Below are 26,156 nucleotides of genomic sequence, written 5' to 3' on the forward strand. Positions count from 1 at the left end.
GTTTCATACTAGCCAATAATAATTCTCTCTTTCGGATATTTATAGCGAGGTGGCTGTTCTCTTCCGCCACTAGCTAATATAAATGTTAAAATACCAACACGCCCAATAAACATAAGTACAATAAGTACAAGTTTACCAACAGTTGTCAAATCTGGCGTAATACCTGTCGATAGGCCTGTCGTCCCAAAAGCAGAACACACTTCAACAATTAAACTCATAAGTGGTACATTTTCCGTAATAGATAAGATAAATAGTGCTGTCGCACATAATACAATCCCCATCGTCATAACGACAGATGCTTTCAGCACATCCTCTTCATGTAGCTGGCGTTTGAAGACTCTAACCGTTCTCCCGCCTCTTGCAAAAGTGTATAACGATAATATACTAACAGCAAATGTAGTTGTACGTATTCCACCTCCAACCGAACTTGGAGATGCTCCTATAAACATTAATATACTCATAAATAAAAGCGTCGGTTGTGACAATTCACGTATATCCATCGTAGCAAGCCCACCACTTCGCGTCGTCACAGATTGGAATAATGTATAGAAAACTGTTTCATGCCATGACTTTCCTGCTAAAAACTGGTTTCGCTCTAACAAAAAAATCATAATTGTTCCAACGATAACGAGTGCAAAAAATGTTGTTGTCGTCAATTTTGTAAATAACGAAAAACGAAATAGTTGCTGTCTCCTTTTACTAAGGAATTGTTTCACTTCCATTAATACAGGAAAACCAATTGCTCCTAAAATAATAAGTAACATATGAATCATTTGAACAATATAATCTTTCTTATACGGAATTAGCGATTGCCCTGTTAAATCAAATCCGCCATTCGTGGTTGCACTAACAGCCGCAAAGAAACCGTGAAAATAAGCTTCTTGCCAAGTTGGAAAATAAAGTAGGAATCTTGTACCTAATAGTATTGCTCCAATAAGTTCTATCGAAATAATTACAATTAAAATAGAACGCATCAATTCTACAAGGCCTGATAAGTTCCCTTGATTATGGTCTGCCATAATCAGTCTTCTTCTCTGCAAACCAATCTTTTTCCCCGTTATAATCCAAACAAATGTACCAAGCGCCATAATTCCTAAGCCGCCTAATTGTAAAATAAGGGCTAAAATAATAATTCCTGCCGTAGTAAATGTATCTGAAATCGTAACAACAGACAGCCCCGTAACACTTACCGCACTAACAGATGTAAATAGTGCATCGATAAATGTCCATTTTACACCAGACTTCGTAACAAACGGTAAACTAAGCAATATTACCGATACAACTACCGCTAATAAGTAAAACAAAACAATGAGTTGTACAGGACGTAATTTTTGTAAAAACTTTTTTATATCTCTCATTCCATCACTTCGCTACCTTTTTTCTATCGATTAAATAAAGAAAAATCTTCCCTTTCTTTATTTGTAAATAACTGCTCAAATAATTTGGCAAATACCATTCCATACACCGTTCCATTACCTCCATGTGGTAATGCGTAAAATAAATTATGTATCTTTTTGTCTTCTTTTAAAATAGGAAGACCATCATGACTACTACCAAATGCTGCTGCCCAATAGTAGTCTGCCTGTATATTTTTATACTGCGGGAACATCTCTTTTACAATGTTAATAAGGATATCACGCTTATGCAATAATTTTGTGTCACCACTCGGTTGAATTTTCATCGCTTCATCTAATCCGCCTACAATAATGCGATTTTCATACGTCCGAAAATATAAGTAAGGACGTGCTGTTTCCCAAATTAATGATTGCTCATGCCATCCTTCAAATTGATCTATCTCATTTGTCACAACCGCATAAGATGTCTCTACTGTTGTATTTTTTTCTTTCTTTCCAAAAAGCGCTTCATAGCCTGTCGCCATAATAATATTCTTTGCTACAATGCGATTTCCTGTTTTCGTGTAACAAATTAAATCATTTTGGCGTTTTTTTATATGTAATGCCTCTGTATGTTCATGTATTGTGGCTCCCATTTGATTTGCCTTATGTAAAAGGCTATGCGCTAATAAATACGGATTCACCTCAGCATCACCGTGTGTATATAATGCCGCTTGTTTTGTGAAGGAATAACGTTCCTTAATATCGAATTCTGTAAAATACTCAACAGGAAATCCATAATTCTGTAACGTATTGTACTCCTCTTGTAAAAATGAGGCGTCCTCACTTTTACTTGCATAATATAAACTACTTCGCGGAATAAAATGGGGATCAATATCGAGAGTCGGTACAACATTCTCCATTGTTCGTAACGCTTCGTAACAAAGCTTATATGCTCGCACCCCTTTTTCTTCACCAAATGTATGGATAAGTGAGGTTAACGATTTATCATGAAGAAATTGTAGTAAACCTGTATTAGCAGCTGTGCTACCGCAGGCGATTGCTCGTTTTTCAATGAGCATAACACTCATGCCAATTTTCGCTAACGAATACGCGATATGAGCACCAGCTTCTCCACTTCCTACTACAAGCACATCACATATCATATCATTTTCTAACGGTGGATAACAAGGTACAGAAACTCCTGTATTCCAAAACAACTTACCGGTCATAAGTTTCATAATTATACTCCTAAAATATAAATTTCTCCTTTCTATGTTTTGTTATTTCCCATAAAAAAATCCAACTAACATATGCTAGTTGGATTTTTTATTTTTACTTCGAACGCTCGTCAAGCCAATCTCCAATCATCGGATAAGTTTGTTTTACCGCTGTTCCGCCGTAAACGATAGACATATGCCCTGTTGGTAAACATACATATTGTTTATCTGTGCTAGAAATATGATCTAGCAATGCTTCTACTTGACATGGTAGGGCAATATGATCACGTTTTCCGGAAATATTTAAGACATTTGCCTTAATATTTGCAAGATCTACCTTTTGTCCACGAATAACGAGCTCACCCTTAACTAGCTTATTATTTTGATAAAAATCACGAATCCACTGTCTGTATGATTCACCAGGGAACGGAATGCCATCACCAACCCACTTTTGAACCAATCTCCAGCTTTCGACGAAGCGCTCATTCTCTGAACGATCTACTAAAGCAACATATGGACCAACAAAGTTCGTAATTGGCTTTAACATTTTGTTTCCGAAATCAATCATTTCTGGCGGAATATTTCCAAATGTATCAACCGCTTTATCTAAATTGAAGTATTTCTCATCTAATAAAGGACCATACAATCCTGTTTCAGAGAAATCAAAAGGACTTGTCATGAAAATTAAATTACGAATTGGCATGTGCGGATGCAGTGCTGCATAAATAGATGTTAGCGTTCCACCCATGCAATAACCAAGTAAAGAAATCTCGTCCGATTTTGCAGTTCGCATTACTTTTTTTACTGCTTTTGCAATATAATCAAACACGAAATCATCAAATTTCAAATGACTATCTTCTAAACCAAATGTGCCCCAATCGAGCATATACACATCAAAACCACGGTCCACTAGATATTCCACTAAACTATTTCCAGGGGTTAAGTCCATAATATATGGTTTATTAATAAGAGCATATATTAATAGAATTGGAACTCTTTGTGTTTTTTCTTGTTTTGGAATGTAGCGATAAAGCTTCGTCTTATTCTTTGTCCAAATAACCTCTTTCGGTGTTAATCCTACTTGTGGCTCTGGTTCACGTAATAAAATTTCACTCGCCCTTTTCACTCGACGGTATGCTTTTCGGTACTCTTCTGGGTATAGCTCTAATTGCTTTTCCCATTCTGTTGCGAATGTAGTCATTTTTCTATCTCCTTTTTGGTCGATTTCCTTCTAAAAAAAGAAGTGCATTCCTGCTATGGATATGCACTTTTTTCTTACTTCATTACATATATAATCCGCCGTTAATGTTTAATTGCTGACCTGTGATATAAGCACCGTCACGGCATAGGTATACTACACCTTTTGCAATTTCATCAGCTTGACCAAAACGTTTTTTCGGGATTTTAGCAACGATTTTTTGGCGTACTTCTTCTGGTACTTCTGCTACCATTTCAGTATCAATAAATCCTGGGCAAATAGCGTTTACAGTTACATTTGTTTTTGCAAGCTCTAATGCTAATGATTTTGTAAATCCTAGCATACCTGCTTTCGCTGCTGAGTAGTTTGTTTGTCCAAATCCACCCGCTTGACCAATAATAGAAGAAATGCTAATGATTCTTCCTTCTTCTGCTTCCGTTATGTATGGAAGTACAGCGCTAGTCGTATTAAATACGCTGCTTAAGTTCACGTCAATTACGCGCTCCCAATCTTCACGATTTAACTTTTTGAATGTACGATCTCTTGTAATACCAGCATTATTAACAAGAATATCAACTTTACCAAAATGATTCACTGCTTCTTCTACAAGTCGATTTGCTTCTTCTACTTTAGAAACATCCGCTTGAACTGCATAAACGTCATGTCCTTCTTTTCCTAGTTCATTTACTAAGTTTTCAGCTGCTTCTTTACTGCTGTTATAGTTAATAACAACTTTTGCTCCCTCTTGTGCTAGCGCTACTGTAATCGCTTTACCAATCCCTTTTGCCCCACCTGTTACGATTGCTACTTTTCCATTTAATTGAACCATTTCTTTTCCCCCTTAAATGAATTTGTGAACGACTATTATGAATCATTTTGGTACTCATACAATGGAGTCCCTATATAATTATGTTTCGCTGTTTATACATAGAAAAGAGATTCTCCCTCTCTCTTTTATCTGTTATAAACAAGCGCTATTATCACTTTTTATTTTCTGGCTTATTCGTAGGTTTTACTTCTTCTTTTACAGGTTCTTGTAGTTTCGCTAGTACTGCATTTTGCTTTTCTAGCAATTCTAAAATTTGATCAACTTTCGTTTCTAATGTGCGAAGATCTTGTTTTACTTTCGTAACATCACGCTTTAATGTAGGAGCCTGTCCTAATGAATCCACTTTCTCTTCTAGAACTTCCTCAATGTTATCTACTTTATTTTCTAAGTTAATAACAAGCGTAGCCACTCTAGCGATATCCTCTTTCGTAGGCACATTTACCTGCTCTAAATAGTTTTTTGTTGTATCATTTAATGCTTTTTGATAAAACAAATTCAAATCTAGAACACTGCCCATCCAAGCAGAATATTCTTCTGTTTTAATTGTTTCATTGAGCGCTTTTCCCCAAAATGTTTCGGTTTGTTCATAAGCATTTTTCCATGCTTGTAGTGGATCGAATTTTTGATCAATCACTTTACCTACACTCCCTTTTTCGTTTTTGAAACAATTCAACCTATTCACTATTTTCTAATATTCTGAATAAAACTTCAAGTCTATATTTTATTTTTCTTTATTTTCCAACAAATGTATTGACATTAAAAACAGATAGGTGTAAATTGCACTTATAAGCAAAAAATTCCATCTAACTGATTCATGAGGTGATGCACAATCATGCTACAAAATGAACCAGAACAACGCGAAAGTTTGGAGAACAACCAAGCAAAACAACCAAACTCCATGCCAAAAAACTTCTTAGTTCCCTTCTTACTTCTCTGTCTAAAAGACTGGAGTCTTCATGGTTACAAACTTATTCAAATGCTAATGGATATCGGCTTCTCTTCAGTTGACCAAGGCAATGTGTATAGAACACTACGCAAATTAGAAAAAGAAAATCTTATTTCTTCTACTTGGGATACAAGCGACGGAGGGCCAGCAAAAAGAATTTATTCTTTAACCGAATATGGAGAGCAATATTTAACAACATGCGCGACTTCTTTTGAGCATTACCAAAATATGCTGCGGACGTTTTTCACGTTATACACCAACGCATTCTTTCCATTTTCTACTTCTCCAGAAAAGGATGAAAAGGCTTCTTCATCTTCACCTGGTGGTACAGCAGAGTAATCTGCGTTCACAATATGCAAAAAAACATTTGGGGGTCAAACAATGGAAACTAAGCCATACGAATTAGTCGATGCATTTTGGAAAAACTGGTCTCAATCTCTTTCCCTTTTCTCTTCAGCAGGGAAACAATTAGAGCAACTTACTTTAGAAACGTTAAAACAACAACAAGACGCTTTGCATAAATTAACATCAGGTGTAGATGAACTAGAAAAAGAACTACACCAATTCACTGCTCAGTTCAATAACCAATATACAGATTACGTGAAGCAAATAACTGGAAACTCCTTAAATGACCAAATTAACGAGTGGCAAGAAAAATGGAATGAGCTTTCTACTCAAATGCACCAACTTACTGTTGCTCCTACGAAAACATCTTTGTCTATTCTTACTCAAACAAGTGGGCAATTTGAAGAAACAACAAAGCAATTTATCGAGCAACAACAATCGCAACGTGAAGAGGTTCAAAAACAGTTAGAAGTTTTTTTGGGAGAGTTCAAGTCCAAACAACTAGAACTCGCAAAGCAGTTCGAGGAAAACTCAAAAAATCTATTTACTTCCATCAAGTAAGAAAAATGTGGCAACTAACTGCAGCACAAACAAAACTCTTTCTTCCTCCTACTACATCAAGATGGCTGGCATTTTTCGATATGGAAAAGAAGGAGGACAAAATGAATCCATTTCAAGAAGCACAAACTGTTCCAGAGCTTCGTTATGATGAGATTCAAGTCGGTGACCAAGCATCATTAACAAAACAAATTACGGATGAGGACGTTATCAATTTTGCAAAATTGACTGGAGATGTGAATCCCATTCATATTTTAGATTCGTTTGCAAAAACGACAATGTTTAAAGAACGTATTGCTCATGGCATGCTCGTTTCCAGTTTTATTTCTACCATTCTCGGAACGAAACTCCCTGGCAAAAATACGATTTATTTATCTCAAAACGTTTCATTCCGCGCTCCTGTCAAAATCGGCGATACACTTCGTGTAGTGGCAGAAGTCATCAAAAAACGGGATGATAAAAAAATCATTACATTACAAACAAACATTTATAATCAATCCGATGATATTGTCGTGGAAGGTACAGCGACAATACTGAAAAAAGAGTAGCAAATTCGCTACTCTTTTTTCTATCCAAGAACTTCTAATCACACCGATTACTTCCGGGTATGAGTACGTTATTTCCACATAAAATAACGGTACCAGTTCAGATAAGTATTTAACTGGATTGGACTACTCATAAGGATGTGTATCAACATGGTAAAAACAAACAAATTACTAGTTCCAGGTGCTGAACAAGCGCTTGAACAATTTAAATATGAAATTGCACAAGAATTCGGTGTAAGCTTAGGATCTAATACAGCAGCTCGTTCTAACGGATCAGTTGGCGGTGAAGTAACAAAACGCCTTGTTGCTTTAGCTCAACAACAATTACGTGGATAAACCTATAACATATGGCTTAGAGGCAGATATTCTCTGCCTCTTTCTATTTTTAACATACATAATCGTGCTTTTTCACATACTAGTAAGAGCAAACTGAAAGGAACGATATGTAACATGAAACGGATTAATATTCGCATGAGTCCTCCCCGCGTTCTTACTTTGTCTTTTATTATGTTATCAATTATCGGTACATGCTTATTAAAACTACCAATTGCTACAACAACGTCTATTTCATGGCTCGATGCTTTATTTACAACCGTTTCTGCTTGTACGGTTACAGGGCTTGGTGTTGTGGACACTGGAAAAGTATTTACCTTATTTGGCCAATGTGTCATTTTAACGCTTATACAAGTGGGCGGACTGGGCATTATGAGCTTTGCCGTTTTAATCGCGATTATGCTCGGCAGAAAAATTGGTCTTCAAAATCGAATTTTACTGCAACAAGCGTTAAATCAAACGAATATCGGCGGTGTCATTCGTCTTGCCAAAGCATTATTTTTATTCTCTTTTACCGTTGAATGTATCGCTACGTTTATTCTTTCTTTTGAATGGGTACCAAAATACGGTATTGCTAAAGGAGTCTATTATAGCTTTTTCCATTCGATTTCTGCTTTTAACAATGCAGGTTTTTCTGTGTGGAGTGATAATTTAATGTCCCATTCTCATAGCGTTCTTGTCAATCTCGTTATTTCCTCCCTCATTATTTTAGGTGGGATTGGTTTTACAGTAATCGTAGATATAAAGAGAAAGAAAAATTTTAAAAACCTTACATTACACTCAAAACTTATGCTCTCTTCTACTCTAATCATTAATATTATTGCGACTGTTTTTATTTTTATATTCGAGTTCCACAATTCTCTTTCTATGAGAGGCTTTAGCCCATTTGAAGAGGGAATGGCTGCTTATTTTCAAGCCATTTCAACGCGAACTGCCGGATTTAATACGGTTGATATTTCTGCATTATCCAAACCTTCCTTACTATTAATGATGCTCCTTATGTTTATTGGTGCTGGTAGCGCTTCAACTGGTGGTGGGATTAAGTTAACAACATTTTTAATCATGTTTTTTGGGGTATTTAAATTTTTACAAGAACAAGATGATATTGTCGTATTTAAAAAATCAATTAAAGATACTCTCATTGTCAAATCATTGACCATCACTATTATTTCTATTTCATTTATCTTTTTCGCTATTTTAATTTTAAGTATTACTGAGCAAGTTCCTCTATTAATGAGTGCTTTCGAAGTATTTTCAGCATTTGGGACTGTTGGCCTCAGTATGAATTTCACCCCCCACCTAACTATGATTGGAAAAGCTATTATTATCTTTATGATGTTTTTTGGGAAAATGGGACCTTTAACATTGGCTTTTTCCTTTGCACGTAAAAAGAACCGGAAAATAAAATATCCGAATGAAGATATTTTAACAGGTTGACAACCGTATAAATTATCCATATAATGAGAATACAATAGCATATCTCCAAAGGGGAGTAGCGTCCAAGAATGTTTCTTGGAAACAAAGTCGTCATTACGTAGAACTTAGTTCTTCCGGCTTTGTTGGCATTTTCATTACATATGTCTAGCAAGACCTTTGCCTATTAACGGCAGAGGTCTTTTTTGTATTCACTACCAAATTCTTCCAAAGTTAATAGGCAGGAGTATGGGGAAACTAAATAGTGGGGAAATTCTTCACTTATTTAGTACTTATAGAAATGAGAGGAGAATGTACATGGATGTATCATTATTATTGGAGTATGGTTGGGTATTACTCATCCTAATTGCACTTGAGGGGATTTTAGCGGCTGATAACGCGCTTGTTCTTGCAATTATGGTAAAACATTTACCAGAAGAAAAACGTAAAAAAGCACTATTTTACGGATTAGCGGGGGCATTTGTTTTCCGATTCGGATCGTTATTCATGATCTCGTTCTTAGTCGATGTATGGCAAGTGCAAGCAATCGGTGCAATTTACCTTATGTTTATCGCTGGTAATCATTTATTTAAAACGTATGTTAAAAAGAATACGGATGAAGAAACAGAAGAAAAAGAAGCAAAGAAAAAACAAGAGAACTTTTGGTGGACTGTATTTAAAGTTGAGGTTGCAGATATTGCCTTTGCAGTTGATTCTATTTTAGCTGCCGTTGCATTAGCAATGACTTTACCGAAAACAGGATTAGGTACAATTGGAAGCCTTGATACAGGACAATTCGTTGTTATCTTTGTAGGTGGACTTATCGGATTAATCATTATGCGATTTGCAGCAACTGCTTTCGTACAAATATTGAAACGTAAACCAGGACTTGAAACTGCAGCATTCTTAATTGTAGGTTGGGTTGGTGTGAAACTAGCAGTTTATACGTTAGCACACCCTGCATTAAATGTAATTCCACATTCATTCCCAGAATCTACACCATGGAAGCTTACATTCTGGATTGTATTAGTTGGAATCGCAGTTGGCGGTTGGTTCTTCTCGAAAGAAGTAGAAGTAAAAGTAGAAAAGAATTTAGACGAAAAAGCGCTGTAATTACAGCGCTTTTTCTTTTTTTCCCTTCCCCCCCTCTCAATGTCCAAAAAAATTCCATTATACTATTTTTTGTAAGCGTTTTCTCTATGCATGTATGTCCTTTTTGTGAAACATTGCACAAACTTATTGAAACTACAACCGAATCCATGTACTTTATTCATATAAGGAGTATTTATAGATGATGTACTAAAGGAGCGTATTACTCATGCTAGAACAAGGATTAGATTATGTTGTCAAACTTGCTAAAACCAAAAAACAAATACTAGATACAAACCCAATGCAATATTTCATTCGTGCAGCACTTGCGGGTATTTATATCGGTTTTATTATTGTTCTATGTTTTAAATTAGGTAACTTTTTTCACATTGCAGATTCACCAGCAACTTATTTAGCAGCTTCTATGTTTTTCGGAATTGCTCTCGTACTTATTATATATGGTGGTGCTGAATTGTTTACTGGAAATACAATGTATTTCACAGTGGCCACTTTAAGAAAAGAAACAACGATTTCTGATACACTTCGTAACTGGGTTGCTTGTTATGCAGGTAACTTAGCTGGTGCTTTATTCTTTGCCTTACTTTTTTACGCGACTGGCATTTTCGAAGCAATCGATCACGGTCATTTAATGAATAAAGTCGTTGAAGGAAAGATGAATACACCTACAATACAATTATTCTTTAAAGCCATTTTATGTAACTGGCTCGTATGTCTTGCTTGTTTCTTACCTTCTCAAGTTAAAGGTGATACAGCAAAAATTATGATGATGATGATGCTTGTTTTCACATTCTTCTTATCTGGTTACGAGCATAGCATCGCAAACTTATCACTGTTTGCTTTATCTTTAGTTTCACCGCATCCGGAGACAATTTCTTTTGCAGGTGCTATTCATAACTTAATTCCAGTTACAATCGGTAACATTATTGGCGGGTCTGTATTTGTCGGTATGGTATACCATTACTTAACAAAGAAAGCACCTGACGTGAAACAAGAAGAAACTGAATTAGTATCAGCTCAACAAGAAGAAATCATTCCTCTGCAAGCTCATATGAAACATTAAAAACTCCAAAGTTTTACTTTGGAGTTTTTAGCTCCCCACATATGTAACAACAAGGTGAGGATTTATCTCTCCTTCTTTCTTCCCCTTATTAATCCTCTGTTTCATCTTGTACATACCGATGACATCATTCGTATGAAGACGGATTTCATTTACATATAAACCCTCTTTACAAAAAACTTCTACAAAATCTAATCCACTTTTTTCTCCCCACCCCATATTAAAGTCAAGGGAAAGAATATTCACATCATAATCCCGAACTATTTGTAAGGCACATTCTACTGTCGTTTCCGGCACATACCCGTATGGACAACTTCTTTGATCATCCATATATACATTCATTTTCTATCCCCTCTCTATTTTGTATATGTGACCAACATATAACATATCGCCCCAAGGCTAATAAAAGGGCCAAACGGAATTTGAGTCCTCATTTTCATACGTTTTAATATTATAGCAGCTCCAAAGAAACAAAGACTAAAGCAAGATGCTAAAAATAAAATCAGAAAAATCCCTTTCAGTCCCACTATAAATCCAAGTAACGAAAGTAATTTTATATCTCCTCCACCAAGCCCTTCTGGATATATCTTTTGCATGCAATATAACAAAATGAATATAACGCCACTCCCAACTATACTATCTGTCAAAGTAACTAACGGCACAAAAGCACATTCTAAAATGAGTAAACAAGCAAACCAAGCTAAAATGCGATTAGGGATTAACATATATATGTAATCTGTAACTGAAATAATAAGAAGTAACGAAAAAAGCGATAAAATGATGATAAGCTCTCGTTCCACCCCAATCATATATACAGTAAAAAGAAATATTATTCCGGTTATAAGTTCAAATACTACGTACAAAATTGAAATTTTCCTCTTACAATTCATACAACGTCCTCTTTGTATACAAAAAGAAATGATTGGAATTAATTCTTTTGGCTTTAGCACGTACTTACAATAATGACAATGTGAACGAGGGGTAATGATAGACTCACCTTGTGGAACTCTCATCGCAATTAACATAAAAAAAGAACCAAACACCATTCCCACTAACAATGCATATAAATAAGTGAACATCCCTTCCTCTCCTTTCCAGAAGAACATAGCAAAAAAAGGAGAGAACTTCTACTTCATATTATCTCTATTCTATTAAAAAAGCAGGCCATTTTCTGGCCTGCTTTCCCCTCTTTTATACGATGAAATATACTGCTTTTAATGGTCCATGTACCCCGACAACAAGATTCATTTCAATATCTGCCGAGTTACTAGGTCCTGTAATAAAGTTAATACAAGATGCCACTGTCTCGCCATTTTCTACACGTGTGTTCATATCCTGAACTGCTTGTGTAATACGAGGCACAAGTGTTTCACGTGGAATAATAGCAAAGTATACAGTCGGTAAAAAGTGTAAAGAACGTCCTTGGCCTTTATGACTTTGTACAACAATCGTACCAGATTCAGCTAAAGTATAATCACTAAATGCAATTCCAATATTCGTTCTTTCCGCGATACGCATATTCTCTTCTTTTTTCTCCGGGTCCCATACATTCACTTCAACATTTTGCTTTGGAAGCTCTTCTTTAAATAAAGAAGTCAGCCCATAAGAATCAAAACGTTCATCCGCTGATAACATAATAGGTCCCCCGCCGTTTTCCATGATTACCTTTTGAATATCTTCACGTAAACGGTCGTTTGTCGTTTCCACAACAGTTGTATGAATGTTTGTACATTGATTTTTAAATACTTCTAACAATTCTTCTTGTGAATAATCTTTTAACGTTTCTTTATTCACATTATTTTTCCATGCTGGGCGTTCTACACCATCCGTTTTACGTGCGCGTCCAAGTTCTTTTGCAATATTATCTAGAAAGGACTCACGGTTTTGAATTAATCCTGTCATTATTTGTCCCCGCCTTTCTTATGATCTTTATACCAATCACGGAATCGTTCTTTACTTGGAGCCGGGAATTCACGAATATCTGTCCAGTTTTTAAGTGGCCCAACACCTTTTGATACACGGTTACCAGATGTAAATGGACTCATTGCTGCTGGCGCCATTTTTGATCCCATTTTATATAAAGCTGCTGAAGATGCGCCCATACTAAACATTTTCATTGCTAATTTTTCTGCAAGTGGAGCACGCCCTTCTTGCTCAACGATAACTTGACGATGTTTTAATAATAAATCATGCAATGGAATTTTTACTGGACAAGCTTCTGTACACGCTCCACATAAACTAGAAGCATAAGGAAGCTCTTTATAATCATCATATCCGCCTAAAAGTGGTGTTAATACCGCACCAATTGGTCCTGAGTATATAGAACCATATGAATGTCCACCAACATGACGATATACAGGGCATACGTTAACACAAGCAGCACAACGAATACATTGCAATACTTGGCGGAATTCAGATCCAAGAATTTGAGAACGACCATTATCGACAACAACTAAGTGGAATTCTTCTGGGCCATCTACTTCCTCTTCTTGAATTGGTCCCGCTACAGTTACATAACTTGTTAACTTTTGACCTACTGCACTACGACATAGTAAACCAACTAAAACATCTAATTCTTCCATTGTCGGAACCATACGTTCCATACCCACAACTGCAATTTGTGTTTTTGGAATCGACATAACAAGATCGGCGTTACCTTCATTCGTTACTAAGCAAAGCGAACCAGTATTTGCAACAGCGAAGTTACAACCTGTCACACCAATTTCTGCATCCATAAATTTTTCACGAAGTTGTTTACGAACAAACTTCGTCATTTCGTAAGGATCATCAGAATTTTCATAGCCAAGCTTTTCTTTAAATACATCACGAATTTGCGTTCTATTTTTATGAAGTGCAGGCGCAATAATATGTGAAGGTGGATCGTTATCTACTTGCAGAATATACTCTCCTAAATCACTTTCTAACACTTCACAACCAATCTCTTCAAGCGCATGGTTCATACTAATTTCTTCTGTTACCATCGACTTTGATTTTACTACTTTTTTTGCCTGATTCTTTTTCGCAACATCTTGGATATACTTTGCTGCTTCCTCTTTCGTTTTCGCAAAGTACACATGGCCGCCTCTTTTTGATACGTTTTCACTTAACTGCATTAAGTAATAATCAAGATTTTCTAACGTATGTTGACGAATTTCTTCACCGAGTTCACGCCACTCTTCCCAGTTTCCTAATTCGTCCGCTGCTTTTAAGCGATTCGTATATAAGCGCGTTTGTGCAGAAGATACTGCTCCGCGCATAAACGAATCTTGAATTCCATCGCCAACGCGATCATTAAATTTTTTCTCACTGATTTTCATAGACATAGCTTATGTTCCCCCTTCATGAGCGACTATTCAGTACCTCAGCAATATGCATTACTTTTATTTCTTTTCCTAAACGCTCAATACGTCCGCCAATGTTTAACAAACACCCACAATCTGCACCAATTAAATAATCAGCACCTGTTTCCATTGCACTATCTACCTTTTCATCTACCATTTGCTCAGAAATTGGAGTCATCTTCACTGAAAACGTTCCCCCAAACCCGCAACAATTTTGCACATTTGGTAACTCTCTCACAGTTAATCCTTTTACATTTGACAATAAAATCCCTGGTGCCTCTGTTACTCCAAGCATACGTGTCATATGACAAGATTTATGAATAGTGGCTATCCCTGGTAAACTTGCTCCAACATCAGTAACCTTTAAAACATCTACAATAAATTGTGTAAATTCATATGTTTTATCAGCAACTTTTTTTGCACGTTTAGCCCACTTCGGATCATCTTTAAAAACATGCGGATACTCATGAAACATTGTCGCACAAGAACCAGATGGCGTAACGATATATTCTGCATCTTCGAAAGTTTCAATCATATGTTTCATCGCTTCTTTTGCTGCTTCTACATGGCCGCTATTATACGCAGGCTGACCGCAACAAACTTGCGCTTCTGGAAATTCAATTTCACAACCTAAACGCTCCAACACCTCAACTGTTGCTTTGCCGACGTTTGTTTCAAACATATCGACTAAACAAGTAACAAATAAAGTAACTTTCATAATTATTACTCCCCCTTTTTACAACTCCACCAACAAACGTATGGTCATCAGATGATTGAAGGAAGAAGAAATAGGCTCAACCATGGCCTATCCTCTCCCTTTTCCAAAGAAAACGCTTACTTAATCTCTCTCTATTTTATCAGAAAATTAGATTTTTAAAAGATTAAATTACGAATTTATATCGTTTCTACCTGTGACAATATGTTCTACATTTGTTAAATGATCTAGCATTGCTTGCTGCGCTAATTCTACATCTTGCTTTAACACTGCATCATATATAACTTGATGCTCTTCTATAAGTCGTTCTGATGTTGTTTGTTCACCATATAAAATAATGCGTCTTGATTCACCAATCGTTTCAGCAATCATCTCTGAAACATGATTCATGAGTTCAAGCAAAATGTTATTATGCGAAGACTCCGCAATTCCCATATGGAACTGAAAATCTGCTTTTTCACCAGCTTTTTCATCTCCAATGCTCTTTGCCATTTCATCTAACCAATGCTTCATATTTTGCAAATTAGCTTCCGTACGTTTTGCCGCAGCTGCTCGAACTGCCCCCACTTCAAGCACCTTTCGTACTTCTAATAAATTCAAAATATCTTCTTTCTTCATTAATAATCTATTGTTTAATGATTTTGTTAATGAAGAAGAATCGAAATTCTTCACATATGTACCTTCTCCTTGCTTCATCTCAATTAAGCCCATGGCTCTTAGCGCACTTAGCGCTTCACGAACAGCAGATCTGCCAACTTGAAACTGCTCAGCTAATTGATGTACAGGAAGTAGTTTGTCACCAGGTTTTAACGTACCATTTTTAATCATTGTTAAAATAGCTTCAGATACTTCTTCGTAAATCTTTTTCGGTTTAATAGATTTGTACTCCAGTTAAATCACCTCAGTATCTTCCAAACAACAATTGAAACGATTTATAAGAACTTTGCATCATAACTATTTTAGAACGAATTGGTAAGAAGTACAAATGTTTTGTTCATAAAATCGTCAAAATTCCGATATTTATTACATATTAATTCATATCTTTACGTATAACTATTGTCTTCAATATAAAGAGCATGCTCTAAAAATTAGAACATGCTCTCTTCATCCTGTACTTTCAATTTAATACTAACCGTCGTTCCATTCCCTTTTTCACTTTCAATTCGCCACTGTCCATCATGTATATGAACAATTTGCCTTACAATAGCAAGTCCTAAACCCGTTCCGCCATGTTGACGACTTCTCGCTTTATCAACTCGGTAAAAACGCTCACCAAGATTGTCTAAATGCTCTATATCAATTCCTATTCCTGTATCTTTTATTTTCAATTCACAATAATCGTCTATTTTCTCTAAAGTTATTATGATATCTCCGTCTTGATTCGTATATCGTATCGCATTATCTAACACATTATGAAGCACTTGTTGCATACGATCCTCATCGATCATTACAATAATCTCTGGATTTAAATTTGTTGCAATACGAATTTTCTTTTCTATAAACTTAATTTCATACGTGTCTAATACATCTTCAATCAGTTGTGAAAATACGATAGGTTGTTTCTTTAACGGAAAATGTTCACCTTCTAATTGTGCTAAATCTAATAAATCATGAACGAGACGCTGCATGCGATCTGCTTCTTTATGAATGAGCTGTGTTACTTTTTCCTGCTGCGGTCCCTTCGCTACACCATCTAAAATAGCCTCGCTATATCCTTTTATATAACTAAGCGGTGTTCTTAGTTCATGCGAAACGTTAGCCAAAAATTCCTTACGCTTTACGTCTTCTGTCTCTAAAGAATTTGCCATTTTATTAAATGCTTTTCCTAATCGCCCAATTTCATCTTCAGAAGAAATTGTAATTCGTTCTGAGAAATCTCCCGTAGCTAAATGGTTGGCAACTCGTTCCATTTGCGAAAGTGGTCTCGTAATAGCAATAATAATTTTTCTACCAATCCATATTGTCAGTAAAGTAATAGCAAGTGCTAACGGTGCTAAAATAAGTCCCATATCATATATTAAGTCTTTTATACTTTTTAAAGGAATATAAGAATATACAATGCCAACTAATTTCTTATTTTCTAAAACAGGGATGACAACCCCCATAATATTACGATCAAAATGTTCCTCATATCCTATCTTTGTTACAGTTTTTCCATCTAATAAAGATTGCCTGTCCCCTTCACTTATAAGAGAATGATGATGCACATCAAAAGGTAAACATGCGCTTAAATCACGTGGATTAGATACGAAAAGAACATCTGAACTAGATATTTGATCAAATGCTCTTACTTTCTCTTCAAAAGTTGATATTCCTTCACGCTTATCATATTGCGCAGCGAGACGCTTCCCTTCCATTACTAATGAATCTTTTAAATTATCAACGTATAGTTTTTCATACGAATATAAAGATACAAAGTAAAGAAACGAAACTGTTACAAATACTGCACATACTACTGTCAGCCATAGCTTCTGTACCATCGTAAACATACGTTACACCTCAAATTTATAGCCTACACCCCAAACCGTTTGAATGTAGTTTCCACTTTCTCCAAGCTTCAAACGCATCGTTTTCACGTGCGTATCTACTGTCCTTGTACTTCCGGCATAATCATATCCCCATACCTTTTCCAGCAATTGTTCCCGGCTAAATACTTGTCCCGTATGTTGGCAAAGAAAATAGAGTAAATCAAACTCTTTTACTGTAAGAGAAATCGGTTCACCATTAGCCTCAATTTTCCTACTTTTTTCATTAATAAGAATCGGTCCAAACTGAATCTCCTCTTGTTGTTCTTGCTTTGTATAACGTCTTAATACAGCTTCCATACGAGCGATTAGTTCACCAGGACTAAATGGCTTTACAATATAATCATCTGCTCCCATACGTAAGCCGTTCACCCGATTCCACTCTTCACCTTTTGCTGTTAAAAATATAATTGGCACATCTGACGTTTTTCTAATTTCTTTACAAACTGAAAGTCCATCCATCTCTGGCATCATAATATCTAGTACAACAAAATCATAATGATCCGTCTCTAATTTTTTTAGAGCCTCTTTTCCATTTTCAGCTTCTCCCCACTCGTATCCGAAATTATCTAAGTACATTCCAACAAGCTGCCTCATATCACTTTCATCATCTACAACTAATACCCTATATTTATCCATTGTCCTTCCCTTCCCTCTCTATGAGTTGAAATGGCCCTTTTCCTACTTTAATTGTTTGTTTTATTTTCAAATTCTTCATATCCATGACACATACTTCATCACTATCATAACTTGCTACGTACCCTTCTGCTCCGCTCTTCAAAAATGCAAATGGGTTCGATCCTACTTCTACAGAAGCCTCCTCTTTATACGTGCTAACATCAAACTTTCTAAGCGTATTTGAACCGTGACTTAATGCATATACATACTTATTATCCTTCGTTATATTCACAGGCATAAACGGAGCGTGTAAAGAACGTACCATTTCTCCGCTCTGCAAAGAATACACTAATACTTTCTCATTGACTTGATTTCCATCACCATGTCCGCCAATCCATATTTCTTTCCCATCCGGACTAATTGTCGCTCCCGTTGACGCTGGGGGAATCATAAAGGATTGTATCACTTCTTTTTTCTTTGAATCAATTGTCGTTAGCTTCGTATCATAAAAGTTTAATACAGATAACTGGTTATGGTACTCTACCATCGTTATTGGCCCTTTTCCGGTTGACACACTTCCTGTCTCTTTACCCTTTATCGTAAAGAACCTTACCTTTTGGGCATTTTGATCGGCAGCAAATAATTGTTTCTCATCTCCGGATACAATCACATTTACAATACCTTTTCCAGTTTTATATTTTTCCACTTGTCGTCCTTCGGCTAGTGAATATACATACATGTACTCTAACTGCTTACCATATACAAGTATATCCTCGCCGTTTGGAAGTAGTGCAATTCCTGCCATTGGTTCATTAAGTTCCCATGTCGTAATTAACTTTTTAGTTTGTTTATCAACAAAACTAATACTACCTTCTTTTATATTCGTTGTTATAATAATGCTTTTATCTTTAGCAATCGGTGTATATGAACTTCCTTGACACCCTACTAATAGAAATAAAAAACAGAGAAGAAAAACATACTTTCTCAAAAGATTCCCTCCATCTTCGGATGATTTCGTTATAATTGTAAAATAACAAATAAATGTGTGGAAAGTGTGAAATTTCCCTTTCTTACTTCATTTACATATATAATGTACAACAAATAGAATTTGAGGTGTGCAAATTATGCTTTTTCCTGATTTAGCGAATAAAATTGTACGAGAAGTACGCAGACTAATTAAAGAAAATATCATTATCATTAATATACAAGGCGTCATTATCGCAAGTACAGATATAGAAAGAATCGGCCAATTTCATGAAGGCGCACTCCGCTGTGCGAAACAAAAGAAAACTGTCATTATTACAAAAGATGATGAACGACGTTTGCATGGCGTAAAGGCCGGTATGAACCTCCCTTTACTATTCCATGACGAAGTAATTGGTGTCATTGGAATTACAGGCGAACCTGAAAACATTTCACAATACGGAGAAATATTACGTAAAATGACCGAACTACTCATTCATGAAAACTACTTTTTAGAACAACTAGAACTTGAACACCGTTCTTATGAAGCATTTGTCTTTGATTGGCTTCAAAATATAGACTGGTCTCCAAGCTTTCTCGATCGCGCAAAAACACTTGGTATTGATTTATATAAGAAGAAACAACTTATTTTGTTCTCTATCGATCAAAATGACACGATGCTTCAGCGTAAAATTTGGCAACACGTACGCAATCTATTAACAAAGGAACACCTATTTGTTCGCTGGGGAAATGATCGATTTATTTTATTTACAGCCACAAACTCCAAAGAGCAAACGTATCAATTTTTAAAACGACTAAAACAAGACTGTGAAACTTTATTTTCTATTCCTTTATATATTGGGATTGGACAATCCGTTACGCCAAACAATATGAACTTATCATACGAACAAGCATTACAAGCTCTTTCCGTATCACTTGAAACGAAAAAAATTGTATTTAATGAAGATTTACGTTTAGAAATGTGCTTACAAGATATTTCTGCTGAAACGCGGGAACAGTTTCTAAGGCGCACCATCGAAAACATACTATCATCGCCTGAGCTTATGCACACTTTACGCTTATTTATCGATTATAACCAATCCTATAAACAAACAGCGAAGCAATTACACATACACATTAACACATTGCATTACAGGCTTAAAAAGATTGATGAGCTTACAGGACTTGACCCGAAAGAATTCAAAGACTTAAATATTTTATACTTCTCGCTCCTTTTATTGGATAATCAAACAAAAAAGAGCGATAAAATAGATTAATATTTAGATGATCATACATAGAAAGAATCCCCCGACTTTTTTATCATTATAATGAAAGCACTGTGACAACGTTTTTTATTATGACTAATTACGTTAACAGTTTGAGGGGGATTTCCAATGTTAGAAAAGCAAATTATTCATTCATTCGTATCCATTGTTGGCGAAGATAATGTAGATACATCCAATATGGGGCGTTTAACGTATAGTTATGATGCCACTCCAAACTTCCAAGCGATGCCTGATGCAGTCATTGCTCCTCGTAATACAAATGAAGTAGCTGAGGTGTTAAAAGTATGTAACACTCACAAAATTCCTGTATATGTTCGTGGTTCTGGAACAAATCTTTGCGCAGGGACATGTCCACTTGAAGGCGGTATCGTCCTTATCTTCCGCCATATGAATAACATTTTAGAAATTGATGAAGAGAATTTAACAATTACTGTACAAGCTGGTGTTATTACGCTTGATATTATTAAAGCGGTAGAAGAAAAAGGTTTATTTTACCCACCAGATCCAAGCTCGATGAAAATTTCTACAATCGGCGGTAACATTAATGAAAACTCAGGTGGATTACGCGGATTAAAATATGGCGTAACACGTGATTATGTGATGGGTCTTGAACTTGTCCTACCAAATGGCGATATTATTCGTACTGGTGGTAAATTAGCAAAAGATGTAGCTGGTTACGATTTAACTCGTTTATTTATTGGTTCTGAAGGAACGCTTGGCGTCGTAACTGAAGCCATATTAAAACTTGTTCCTATGCCTGAAACAAAGAAAACGATGCTTGCACTATATGAAGATATTAACGAAGCTGCACGTGCTGTTTCTTCTATTATTGCAAATAAAATCATTCCAGCGACACTTGAGTTTTTAGATCAGCCGACAATTGAAGTAGTAGAAGAATTTGCACAAATCGGTTTACCAACTGATGTAAAAGCAATCTTATTAATTGAACAAGATGGTCCACCTGAAGTTGTCAATCGCGATATTGAAAAAATGGCTAACGTTTGCCGCTCTATGAACGCGGTCGATGTTCGCGTTGCAAAAGATGAAGCGGAAGCAGATGCACTTCGGACGGCTCGTCGTAGTGCACTATCAGCACTTGCAAGATTAAAGCCTACTACAATATTAGAAGATGCAACAGTACCACGCTCACAGATTGCTCCGATGGTTGAAGCTATTAATGCCATTGCCAAAAAATATAATATTCCTATTTGTACGTTTGGGCATGCTGGCGATGGCAACCTACACCCAACTTGTATGACAGATGCTCGCAACGAAGAAGAAATGCACCGAGCTGAACAAGCTTTTGCTGAAATATTTGCGAAAGCAATCGAACTTGGTGGCACGATCACTGGTGAACATGGTGTTGGCGCGATGAAAGCTCCGTATTTAGAAATGAAATTAGGTAAAGAAGGTATTGCTGCTATGCAGGGAATTAAACGAGCCTTCGATCCAAATAACATTATGAATCCAGGAAAGATGTTCGCGAAGGACACTCGCAAAAGAGTGGTGGTTGAGCGATGACAACATTAAATAAAGAAAACATTCAAAAAGAATTTAAAGAACGATTAAGTGAAGACGAACTACTAAATTGTATGCGATGCGGTTTCTGTTTACCAACTTGCCCTACTTACATTCAATCTGGATATAAAGAATCACATTCACCACGAGGACGTATCGCATTAATGAAAGCGGTCGTTGACGGTTTAATTGAGCCAGATGAAGATGTTGAAAACACATTAAACGTTTGCCTTGGCTGCCGTGCTTGTGAACCTGTTTGTCCATCTGGTGTGAATTATGGCCATTTATTAGAAGAAGCCCGTGATATTATTAATCAAAATAAAAAGTTCTCAATGCCAGTGAGAGCTGTTCGTAAAGTCGTGTTTGAAGGACTATTTCCGCATCAAAATCGAATGAGAACATTAACAGGATTAATTGGATTTTATCAGCGTTCTGGTTTACAAACGCTAACACATAAAACAGGGGTTATGAAGTTATTCCCTGAAACACTTGCAACGATGGATCTTGTTTTACCAAAAGTCCCTAAAATGAAAGCAATGAAAGATCGTCCTGAATTTTTACCCGCTGAAAGTACAAAGAAGAAACAAGTTGCATTCTTCACAGGTTGTTTAATGGATACGATGTTTTTAGAAACAAATAACGCAACGATGAAACTTCTTCAGTTAGCCGGTTGTGATATCGTTATTCCGAAAACACAAAGTTGCTGCGGGGCATTACATGGGCATGCTGGTGAGAAAAGTGGAGCAAAAGAATTAGCGAAACGCAATATAAAAGCATTCGAAGATTTAAACATCGACTATATTATTACGAATGCTGGTGGTTGTGGGGCTTACCTCGTAGACTACGATTATCTTTTAAAAGATGATCCACAGTGGGCTGAACGTGCAAAGCAGTTTGTTTCTAAAATTAAAGATATTACTGCTATTCTAGTAGAACTAGATTTCCATAAACGAAACGACTTACGACTCACGCCGCAAATTATTACGTATCAAGACTCTTGTCACTTACGCAATGTTATGCGAACATCTTCTGAACCTCGTATGTTATTAGAAGCAATCCAAGGCGCAACATACCGTGAAATGAAAGATGCGGACCGCTGCTGTGGTTCTGCTGGTATTTACAATATTGTTCATTCAGAGTTATCAATGGAATTTCTAGATTACAAAATGGACCGTGTAGATGAAACAGACGCAGCAACCATCGTTACTGCAAATCCAGGTTGTCTATTACAAATGAAACTAGGTATTGAGCGCGAAGGCATTTCTCATAAAATGAGAGGAATTCACATTGTAGATTTACTATTAGAAGCAATTGAAACCAACTCGTAATAACTCGTAACATACGTAATAATAGGAAAACGGCTATCTCCTTCGTCTATGTAAAGAGATAGCCGCTTTTTTGTCCGCTACAACATTAAAAATATGTTACTTTATTATAAAAAAGAACAACAGAAACATTACAGTTTTGTAAAAATCAATCCATTATATTCCTCAAAAAAATGCTCAAACCATTGATACAATGGGATTCCTCATTTTTAATATAGGTATATTTATCCAAAAAATCACTCTTAACACCAAGTATAAAAATGCTGAAAATTCCTTTTATACTCTATGTTTCTCTTATTTCTCCTCTTTCCTCTCCTTAGGATAAATTAGGTAATTTTAAAGTCTATGAATTTTTTTCCATCTTTTTTCTCGTAAATTGTGTGCTACGATGAATTTGTCAGTCAGACAGGCTGTCAAAAACAAATCGTGTGAAAACAAATTAAAACTTTATATAGGGGGACACACATCATGAAAAAGCGTGTTTTATTATCTGTAGCTGCTGCAACAGCTCTTACTTTAGGAGTATCTTCTTTAGATGCACAAGCTGCAACAGTACAACCATCTAATATCAAGGTTCAAAATATTCAGCATTCAAAAGTAATGATGAAACAAATGAGCCAACAAGAATTACAAGCATTCTTACAATCTATGGGCGTTGAGTCATTAGCACAATGGCAACAAGGAAACTTCCAACCAAATTGCATTATTCCTGGTCAACAACCTACTGAAAATGTTGTAACTGAGCAACCAACAGCTAAGCCAGAAACTCAAAAGCCTGCTGAGCAAAAACCAGTTGAGCAAAAGCCTGCTGAAGAAGTTCAAAAACCAGAAGCTCAAAAGCCTGCTGAAAACAACAATACTCAAAAACCTGCTGAACAAAAACCTGCTGAGCAAAAGCCTGCTGAAGAAGCAAAATCTTTAAGCGAGTTCGAACAACGTGTTGTTGAATTAACAAACGCTGAGCGTGCAAAACAAGGTTTACCAGCTTTAAAAATCGACACTGAATTAAGCAAAGTAGCACGCATTAAATCTGAAGATATGCAAAAAAATAACTACTTTGATCATAACAGCCCTACATACGGGTCTCCGTTTGACATGATGAAGAAATTTGGTATTTCTTATACATCTGCAGGTGAAAACATCGCTCAAGGCCAACGTACACCTGAAGAAGTAGTACAAGCTTGGATGAACAGTGCTGGACACCGTGCAAACATCTTAAATAATGGCTTCACTCACATCGGTGTTGGCTATGTAGAAAGCGGCAACTACTGGACACAACAATTTATTACGAAGTAAATAGATTAAAAGAGTCTTCCCATAATGAGAAGACTCTTTTTTACGTTTCATAACTTTCTATTATGTATGAGTATAAAGCATAGAACATAAACAAAATAGAACCACCACTTATTACGCTAAGTAACACATAAAATCCCCATTTCAAGTTCAAAAACAATGAAAACAATATACTACATGCCATCACTTGAAAAATCCGCCTACTCACTAAACGGATCTTTTTTAATTTGATTGGGTCTTTTTCCGTACTCTGAACTTTTTTAAACGCCTTACTAAGCATAAAAAGAAACATACTAATCCCAATTGTTAGTCCTGTTTGAAAGGATATCATGCTTCCAAAATTAATAAAGAGAATGAGCATATGGATAAACAACATAAATAAAGTAATCGTCTTTAGAAATCCACTTATAATGACATGCTCGTCTTCATTAAACTTATATATATTATGTGAAATAATATACATCAATCCATGTAAGAAAATAATAAGACAAGGAATAAGTGCTATAACAATTTGTTTACTCACAAACTCATTCGGCCGACCATTTTCATTCCAATGTACTGCCATCTGATTCGGTAAATATGGATAGAGACATAGAGTAACTAAAAGACAAGCGAAAAATATTCCTAGTATATATTTATATTTGATCAAGTGATTCTCACCTCTCTTTTCTCTTAACGGCTTCGCTTCTTTTAGAGAAAATCCTGCAAAAATCTACTTTTCTCAAATTTAAACTTACACTTTATGCATTCATTCTTTGAAATTCCTTCATTGTATTATTTAATTTCGTAGGAAATGATACATCAACTTCAATTTCTTCTTTCGTAATTGGATGTAAGAAGTTTATCTTCATCGCATGTAACGCTTGCCCCGACATATATTTCGTTTGTCCACCATATAATACATCTCCAACTAACGGATTACCGTTATGGCTCATATGAACACGAATTTGATGCGTTCTACCTGTTTCTAATTGTAACGTGACGAGCGTAGCATTTTGGTTTTTAAAATACTTCTCTACTTTATAATATGTTATAGCTTGGTCTCCCTTCGGAGAAACACGTCGTCTCGTCGCATGATGGCGATCTCTTCCAATAGCTGCGTCAATTGTTCCTTGCTTCTTTTTTACTTTCCCTTCCACAAGCGCCGCATATGTTCTTTTAATTTTTCGTTCCATTAATAAACGATCCATAATTGCACCAGCAATTCTATGCTTAGCAAATACGACACCACCTGTCGTATCTTTATCTAATCGATGAATATGACGAACCTTCGTCTCTAAACCTTGCACTTGATAATGAAAAGCAACAAGATTTGCAAGTGTTCCCGTTCCACCTTTTTCAGCAGGATGCGTATCCATCTTCTCAGGCTTATTTACAATGAGTACGTGATCATCTTCATATACTACATCTAATTCACCATATTCAGGCTCTACACCGTATTCTTCCTCCATAAACATATGAACTTGTAACTTATCGCCTTCTTTTAAAAGCTCATTCCATCTTCTCTGTTCCCCGTTAACGGTAACACCTTTTTCCATACGAAGCTGATGTAACAACTTTTTCGGTATTTCCCATTCTATTTTTAATAACGAATCAATACTTATACCATTCCATTTCGCTGGAACAGTAATTTCGCACCATTCGCCCTTTTTCTTCGTTTCCATACTGTATCACCTTATTTCTA

27 protein-coding genes and 1 riboswitch are annotated in these 26,156 nt (G+C 36.0%); of the genes, 11 read left to right on the forward strand and 16 right to left on the reverse strand.

Going from position 1 to position 26,156, the window contains the following annotated elements; genetic code table 11:
• Positions 1-8 precede the first annotated feature (8 nt).
• The 5 genes from DN390_RS11895 to phaR all read right to left on the reverse strand — a co-directional run bounded on the left by DN390_RS11895 (position 9) and on the right by phaR (position 5,215).
• A complete protein-coding gene (locus DN390_RS11895) occupies positions 9-1,358 on the reverse strand; it encodes a TrkH family potassium uptake protein (protein ID WP_097949638.1) in 1,350 nt (449 codons plus the stop codon).
• A gap of 23 nt (positions 1,359-1,381) precedes the next feature.
• Positions 1,382-2,575 carry an NAD(P)/FAD-dependent oxidoreductase gene (locus DN390_RS11900; RefSeq protein ID WP_147807407.1) on the reverse strand — a complete coding sequence of 398 codons (1,194 nt, stop codon included), beginning with the start codon at positions 2,573-2,575 and terminating at the stop codon, positions 1,382-1,384.
• Positions 2,576-2,669: 94 nt separating this feature from the next.
• A complete protein-coding gene (gene phaC / locus DN390_RS11905) occupies positions 2,670-3,755 on the reverse strand; it encodes a class III poly(R)-hydroxyalkanoic acid synthase subunit PhaC (RefSeq protein ID WP_060630047.1) in 1,086 nt (361 codons plus the stop codon).
• A gap of 82 nt (positions 3,756-3,837) precedes the next feature.
• Complete coding sequence (locus tag DN390_RS11910) at positions 3,838-4,581, reverse strand: acetoacetyl-CoA reductase (RefSeq protein WP_061185645.1); 744 nt, start codon at positions 4,579-4,581, stop codon at positions 3,838-3,840.
• A gap of 151 nt (positions 4,582-4,732) precedes the next feature.
• Positions 4,733-5,215: a polyhydroxyalkanoic acid synthase subunit PhaR gene (gene phaR, locus DN390_RS11915; RefSeq protein WP_000566952.1), complete on the reverse strand. Its 483-nt coding sequence runs from the start codon at positions 5,213-5,215 to the stop codon at positions 4,733-4,735.
• 198 nt (positions 5,216-5,413) lie between these two features.
• Between phaR and phaQ the strand changes: the two genes are divergently transcribed.
• The 7 genes from phaQ (at position 5,414) to DN390_RS11950 (ending at position 10,891) form a co-directional block, all read left to right on the forward strand.
• On the forward strand, positions 5,414-5,866 hold the full coding sequence (gene phaQ / locus DN390_RS11920; RefSeq protein WP_147807408.1) for a poly-beta-hydroxybutyrate-responsive repressor: 453 nt from the start codon (positions 5,414-5,416) through the stop codon (positions 5,864-5,866).
• 42 nt (positions 5,867-5,908) lie between these two features.
• Positions 5,909-6,433, forward strand: coding sequence for a polyhydroxyalkanoic acid inclusion protein PhaP (phaP, locus tag DN390_RS11925; RefSeq protein ID WP_060630046.1), 525 nt, complete (start codon positions 5,909-5,911; stop codon positions 6,431-6,433).
• A 101-nt stretch (positions 6,434-6,534) separates the two neighbouring features.
• Positions 6,535-6,978 carry a MaoC family dehydratase gene (locus tag DN390_RS11930; RefSeq protein WP_060630045.1) on the forward strand — a complete coding sequence of 148 codons (444 nt, stop codon included), beginning with the start codon at positions 6,535-6,537 and terminating at the stop codon, positions 6,976-6,978.
• A gap of 147 nt (positions 6,979-7,125) precedes the next feature.
• Positions 7,126-7,311 (forward strand): alpha/beta-type small acid-soluble spore protein, encoded by a 186-nt coding sequence (locus tag DN390_RS11935; RefSeq protein WP_147807409.1) that lies wholly within the window; start codon positions 7,126-7,128, stop codon positions 7,309-7,311.
• 114 nt (positions 7,312-7,425) lie between these two features.
• On the forward strand, positions 7,426-8,745 hold the full coding sequence (locus DN390_RS11940) for a TrkH family potassium uptake protein (protein WP_147807410.1): 1,320 nt from the start codon (positions 7,426-7,428) through the stop codon (positions 8,743-8,745).
• Between the two features lie 38 nt (positions 8,746-8,783).
• Positions 8,784-8,949, forward strand: a riboswitch (yybP-ykoY riboswitch).
• Positions 8,950-9,039: 90 nt separating this feature from the next.
• The gene (locus DN390_RS11945) at positions 9,040-9,834 is read left to right on the forward strand and encodes a TerC family protein (protein ID WP_000383326.1); all 795 of its coding nucleotides are present in this window, start codon (positions 9,040-9,042) and stop codon (positions 9,832-9,834) included.
• Between the two features lie 205 nt (positions 9,835-10,039).
• Complete coding sequence (locus DN390_RS11950; RefSeq protein WP_147807411.1) at positions 10,040-10,891, forward strand: formate/nitrite transporter family protein; 852 nt, start codon at positions 10,040-10,042, stop codon at positions 10,889-10,891.
• 27 nt (positions 10,892-10,918) lie between these two features.
• Here DN390_RS11950 and DN390_RS11955 read toward each other — a convergent pair whose 3' ends face one another.
• The 9 genes from DN390_RS11955 to DN390_RS11995 all read right to left on the reverse strand — a co-directional run bounded on the left by DN390_RS11955 (position 10,919) and on the right by DN390_RS11995 (position 19,075).
• Positions 10,919-11,230, reverse strand: coding sequence for a cyclic-phosphate processing receiver domain-containing protein (locus tag DN390_RS11955; protein ID WP_147807412.1), 312 nt, complete (start codon positions 11,228-11,230; stop codon positions 10,919-10,921).
• 14 nt (positions 11,231-11,244) lie between these two features.
• Complete coding sequence (locus DN390_RS11960) at positions 11,245-11,967, reverse strand: prepilin peptidase (RefSeq protein ID WP_147807413.1); 723 nt, start codon at positions 11,965-11,967, stop codon at positions 11,245-11,247.
• Positions 11,968-12,079: 112 nt separating this feature from the next.
• Positions 12,080-12,790 (reverse strand): LutC/YkgG family protein, encoded by a 711-nt coding sequence (locus DN390_RS11965; protein ID WP_060630041.1) that lies wholly within the window; start codon positions 12,788-12,790, stop codon positions 12,080-12,082.
• On the reverse strand, positions 12,790-14,211 hold the full coding sequence (locus DN390_RS11970) for a LutB/LldF family L-lactate oxidation iron-sulfur protein (protein ID WP_147807414.1): 1,422 nt from the start codon (positions 14,209-14,211) through the stop codon (positions 12,790-12,792). The genes DN390_RS11965 and DN390_RS11970 overlap by 1 nt, the downstream gene beginning before the upstream one ends.
• Before the next feature lie 16 nt (positions 14,212-14,227).
• The gene (locus DN390_RS11975; protein ID WP_060630040.1) at positions 14,228-14,947 is read right to left on the reverse strand and encodes a (Fe-S)-binding protein; all 720 of its coding nucleotides are present in this window, start codon (positions 14,945-14,947) and stop codon (positions 14,228-14,230) included.
• A gap of 168 nt (positions 14,948-15,115) precedes the next feature.
• Positions 15,116-15,805: a FadR/GntR family transcriptional regulator gene (locus DN390_RS11980; protein WP_254904554.1), complete on the reverse strand. Its 690-nt coding sequence runs from the start codon at positions 15,803-15,805 to the stop codon at positions 15,116-15,118.
• A 227-nt stretch (positions 15,806-16,032) separates the two neighbouring features.
• Complete coding sequence (locus DN390_RS11985) at positions 16,033-17,433, reverse strand: sensor histidine kinase (RefSeq protein WP_147807415.1); 1,401 nt, start codon at positions 17,431-17,433, stop codon at positions 16,033-16,035.
• Between the two features lie 3 nt (positions 17,434-17,436).
• A complete protein-coding gene (locus DN390_RS11990) occupies positions 17,437-18,108 on the reverse strand; it encodes a response regulator transcription factor (protein WP_147807416.1) in 672 nt (223 codons plus the stop codon).
• Complete coding sequence (locus DN390_RS11995; protein WP_147807417.1) at positions 18,101-19,075, reverse strand: YncE family protein; 975 nt, start codon at positions 19,073-19,075, stop codon at positions 18,101-18,103. Before DN390_RS11995 ends, DN390_RS11990 begins: the two co-directional genes overlap by 8 nt.
• A gap of 136 nt (positions 19,076-19,211) precedes the next feature.
• On the opposite strand from DN390_RS11995, the gene DN390_RS12000 reads away from it, so the two are divergent.
• The 4 genes from DN390_RS12000 (at position 19,212) to DN390_RS12015 (ending at position 24,475) form a co-directional block, all read left to right on the forward strand.
• A complete protein-coding gene (locus DN390_RS12000) occupies positions 19,212-20,327 on the forward strand; it encodes a CdaR family transcriptional regulator (protein WP_147807418.1) in 1,116 nt (371 codons plus the stop codon).
• Positions 20,328-20,444: 117 nt separating this feature from the next.
• Positions 20,445-21,857 carry a glycolate oxidase subunit GlcD gene (glcD, locus tag DN390_RS12005; protein WP_147807419.1) on the forward strand — a complete coding sequence of 471 codons (1,413 nt, stop codon included), beginning with the start codon at positions 20,445-20,447 and terminating at the stop codon, positions 21,855-21,857.
• Entirely contained in the window at positions 21,854-23,182 is a 1,329-nt protein-coding gene (locus DN390_RS12010; protein ID WP_147807420.1) for a (Fe-S)-binding protein, read from the forward strand. Before glcD ends, DN390_RS12010 begins: the two co-directional genes overlap by 4 nt.
• A 465-nt stretch (positions 23,183-23,647) precedes the next feature.
• Positions 23,648-24,475: a CAP domain-containing protein gene (locus DN390_RS12015; protein WP_087994482.1), complete on the forward strand. Its 828-nt coding sequence runs from the start codon at positions 23,648-23,650 to the stop codon at positions 24,473-24,475.
• A 40-nt stretch (positions 24,476-24,515) separates the two neighbouring features.
• Here DN390_RS12015 and DN390_RS12020 read toward each other — a convergent pair whose 3' ends face one another.
• Entirely contained in the window at positions 24,516-25,121 is a 606-nt protein-coding gene (locus DN390_RS12020; protein WP_060630033.1) for a DUF1648 domain-containing protein, read from the reverse strand.
• 91 nt (positions 25,122-25,212) lie between these two features.
• On the reverse strand, positions 25,213-26,136 hold the full coding sequence (locus DN390_RS12025) for an RluA family pseudouridine synthase (protein ID WP_097949625.1): 924 nt from the start codon (positions 26,134-26,136) through the stop codon (positions 25,213-25,215).
• Positions 26,137-26,156: the final 20 nt, after the last annotated feature.

The organism is Bacillus sp. SH7-1, from assembly GCF_008042405.1.
Classification (GTDB): Bacteria; Bacillota; Bacilli; order Bacillales; family Bacillaceae_G; genus Bacillus_A; species Bacillus_A thuringiensis_N.

Bases quoted from the DNA above. Each gene is read 5' to 3' on its own strand.
- DN390_RS11895 (WP_097949638.1), bottom strand. From the start codon at position 1,358: ATGAGAGATATAAAAAAGTTTTTACAAAAATTACGTCCTGTACAACTC.
- DN390_RS11900 (WP_147807407.1), bottom strand. From the start codon at position 2,575: ATGAAACTTATGACCGGTAAGTTGTTTTGGAATACAGGAGTTTCTGTA.
- phaC (WP_060630047.1), bottom strand. From the start codon at position 3,755: ATGACTACATTCGCAACAGAATGGGAAAAGCAATTAGAGCTATACCCA.
- DN390_RS11910 (WP_061185645.1), bottom strand. From the start codon at position 4,581: ATGGTTCAATTAAATGGAAAAGTAGCAATCGTAACAGGTGGGGCAAAA.
- phaQ (WP_147807408.1), top strand. From the start codon at position 5,414: ATGCTACAAAATGAACCAGAACAACGCGAAAGTTTGGAGAACAACCAA.
- phaP (WP_060630046.1), top strand. From the start codon at position 5,909: ATGGAAACTAAGCCATACGAATTAGTCGATGCATTTTGGAAAAACTGG.
- DN390_RS11930 (WP_060630045.1), top strand. From the start codon at position 6,535: ATGAATCCATTTCAAGAAGCACAAACTGTTCCAGAGCTTCGTTATGAT.
- DN390_RS11935 (WP_147807409.1), top strand. From the start codon at position 7,126: ATGGTAAAAACAAACAAATTACTAGTTCCAGGTGCTGAACAAGCGCTT.
- DN390_RS11940 (WP_147807410.1), top strand. From the start codon at position 7,426: ATGAAACGGATTAATATTCGCATGAGTCCTCCCCGCGTTCTTACTTTG.
- DN390_RS11945 (WP_000383326.1), top strand. From the start codon at position 9,040: ATGGATGTATCATTATTATTGGAGTATGGTTGGGTATTACTCATCCTA.
- DN390_RS11950 (WP_147807411.1), top strand. From the start codon at position 10,040: ATGCTAGAACAAGGATTAGATTATGTTGTCAAACTTGCTAAAACCAAA.
- DN390_RS11955 (WP_147807412.1), bottom strand. From the start codon at position 11,230: ATGAATGTATATATGGATGATCAAAGAAGTTGTCCATACGGGTATGTG.
- DN390_RS11960 (WP_147807413.1), bottom strand. From the start codon at position 11,967: ATGTTCACTTATTTATATGCATTGTTAGTGGGAATGGTGTTTGGTTCT.
- DN390_RS11965 (WP_060630041.1), bottom strand. From the start codon at position 12,790: ATGACAGGATTAATTCAAAACCGTGAGTCCTTTCTAGATAATATTGCA.
- DN390_RS11970 (WP_147807414.1), bottom strand. From the start codon at position 14,211: ATGTCTATGAAAATCAGTGAGAAAAAATTTAATGATCGCGTTGGCGAT.
- DN390_RS11975 (WP_060630040.1), bottom strand. From the start codon at position 14,947: ATGAAAGTTACTTTATTTGTTACTTGTTTAGTCGATATGTTTGAAACA.
- DN390_RS11985 (WP_147807415.1), bottom strand. From the start codon at position 17,433: ATGTTTACGATGGTACAGAAGCTATGGCTGACAGTAGTATGTGCAGTA.
- DN390_RS11990 (WP_147807416.1), bottom strand. From the start codon at position 18,108: ATGGATAAATATAGGGTATTAGTTGTAGATGATGAAAGTGATATGAGG.
- DN390_RS12000 (WP_147807418.1), top strand. From the start codon at position 19,212: ATGCTTTTTCCTGATTTAGCGAATAAAATTGTACGAGAAGTACGCAGA.
- glcD (WP_147807419.1), top strand. From the start codon at position 20,445: ATGTTAGAAAAGCAAATTATTCATTCATTCGTATCCATTGTTGGCGAA.
- DN390_RS12010 (WP_147807420.1), top strand. From the start codon at position 21,854: ATGACAACATTAAATAAAGAAAACATTCAAAAAGAATTTAAAGAACGA.
- DN390_RS12015 (WP_087994482.1), top strand. From the start codon at position 23,648: ATGAAAAAGCGTGTTTTATTATCTGTAGCTGCTGCAACAGCTCTTACT.
- DN390_RS12025 (WP_097949625.1), bottom strand. From the start codon at position 26,136: ATGGAAACGAAGAAAAAGGGCGAATGGTGCGAAATTACTGTTCCAGCG.